The 2,496-nt window shown below is 56.6% G+C and carries 1 rRNA gene; it reads right to left on the bottom strand.

Annotated features, from left to right (window positions below):
- Positions 1-21: 21 nt before the first annotated feature.
- Positions 22-2,496: ribosomal RNA gene (locus ACZ46W_RS35240) — 23S ribosomal RNA — on the bottom strand; the annotation flags it as partial.

Genomic DNA, 2,496 nt, shown 5'->3' with positions numbered 1-2,496 from the left:
ACACAGTGGACGCGAGCAACTGAGGACAAGCCCTCGGCCTATTAGTACCGGTCAACTCCACCCATTACTGGGCTTCCATATCCGGCCTATCAACCCAGTCGTCTACTGGGAGCCTTACCCTCTCAAGGAGGTGGGAATACTCATCTCGAAGCAGGCTTCCCGCTTAGATGCTTTCAGCGGTTATCCCTCCCGAACGTAGCCAACCAGCCATGCCCTTGGCAGAACAACTGGCACACCAGAGGTTCGTCCGTCCCGGTCCTCTCGTACTAGGGACAGCCCTTCTCAATATTCCTACGCGCACAGCGGATAGGGACCGAACTGTCTCACGACGTTCTAAACCCAGCTCGCGTACCGCTTTAATGGGCGAACAGCCCAACCCTTGGGACCGACTCCAGCCCCAGGATGCGACGAGCCGACATCGAGGTGCCAAACCATCCCGTCGATATGGACTCTTGGGGAAGATCAGCCTGTTATCCCCGGGGTACCTTTTATCCGTTGAGCGACGGCGCTTCCACAAGCCACCGCCGGATCACTAGTCCCGACTTTCGTCCCTGCTCGACCCGTCGGTCTCACAGTCAAGCTCCCTTGTGCACTTACACTCAACACCTGATTGCCAACCAGGCTGAGGGAACCTTTGGGCGCCTCCGTTACCCTTTAGGAGGCAACCGCCCCAGTTAAACTACCCATCAGACACTGTCCCTGATCCGGATCACGGACCCAGGTTAGACATCCAGCACGACCAGAGTGGTATTTCAACGACGACTCCACCTGAACTGGCGTCCAAGCTTCACAGTCTCCCACCTATCCTACACAAGCCGAACCGAACACCAATATCAAACTGTAGTAAAGGTCCCGGGGTCTTTCCGTCCTGCTGCGCGAAACGAGCATCTTTACTCGTAGTGCAATTTCACCGGGCCTATGGTTGAGACAGTCGAGAAGTCGTTACGCCATTCGTGCAGGTCGGAACTTACCCGACAAGGAATTTCGCTACCTTAGGATGGTTATAGTTACCACCGCCGTTTACTGGCGCTTAAGTTCTCAGCTTCGCCCTGTCGAAACAGAGCTAACCGGTCCCCTTAACGTTCCAGCACCGGGCAGGCGTCAGTCCGTATACATCGCCTTACGGCTTCGCACGGACCTGTGTTTTTAGTAAACAGTCGCTTCTCGCTGGTCTCTGCGGCCACCCCCAGCTCAGGAAGCAAGTTCCCTCACCAGTGATGGCCCCCCTTCTCCCGAAGTTACGGGGGCATTTTGCCGAGTTCCTTAACCATAGTTCACCCGAACGCCTCGGTATTCTCTACCTGACCACCTGAGTCGGTTTAGGGTACGGGCCGCCATGAAACTCGCTAGAGGCTTTTCTCGACAGCATAGGATCATCCACTTCACCACAATCGGCTCGGCATCAGGTCTCAGCCTTAACGTGTGACGGATTTGCCTATCACACGGCCTACACCCTTACCCCGGGACAACCACCGCCCGGGCTGGACTACCTTCCTGCGTCACCCCATCGCTTACCTACTACAGGTCTGGTTCGTCGGCTCCACCACTCCCCTACGCTCCGAAGAGCTCAGGGCGGCTTCACGGACTTAGCATCGCCTGGTTCAGTATTGGGCGTTTCAAAGCGGGTACCGGAATATCAACCGGTTGTCCATCGACTACGCCTGTCGGCCTCGCCTTAGGTCCCGACTTACCCTGGGCAGATCAGCTTGACCCAGGAACCCTTAGTCAATCGGCGCACACGTTTCTCACGTGTGTATCGCTACTCATGCCTGCATTCTCACTCGTGAACCGTCCACAACTCGCTTCCGCGGCTGCTTCACCCGGCACACGACGCTCCCCTACCCATCACAGTCCCCGTTGGGGGTATGTACTGCAATGACACGACTTCGGCGGTACGCTTGAGCCCCGCTACATTGTCGGCGCGGAATCACTTGACCAGTGAGCTATTACGCACTCTTTCAAGGGTGGCTGCTTCTAAGCCAACCTCCTGGTTGTCTCTGCGACTCCACATCCTTTCCCACTTAGCGTACGCTTAGGGGCCTTAGTCGATGCTCTGGGCTGTTTCCCTCTCGACCATGGAGCTTATCCCCCACAGTCTCACTGCCGCGCTCTCACTTACCGGCATTCGGAGTTTGGCTAAGGTCAGTAACCCGGTAGGGCCCATCGCCTATCCAGTGCTCTACCTCCGGCAAGAAACACACGACGCTGCACCTAAATGCATTTCGGGGAGAACCAGCTATCACGGAGTTTGATTGGCCTTTCACCCCTAACCACAGGTCATCCCCCAGGTTTTCAACCCTGGTGGGTTCGGTCCTCCACGAAGTCTTACCTCCGCTTCAACCTGCCCATGGCTAGATCACTCCGCTTCGGGTCTTGAGCGCGCTACTGAATCGCCCTATTCGGACTCGCTTTCGCTACGGCTTCCCCACACGGGTTAACCTCGCAACACACCGCAAACTCGCAGGCTCATTCTTCAAAAGGCACGCAGTCACGAGA

This window comes from Streptomyces sp. NPDC031064 (genome assembly GCF_055570965.1).
Note: the sequence above shows the minus strand (reverse complement) of the source record. Positions and strands in the feature narration are given on the sequence as shown.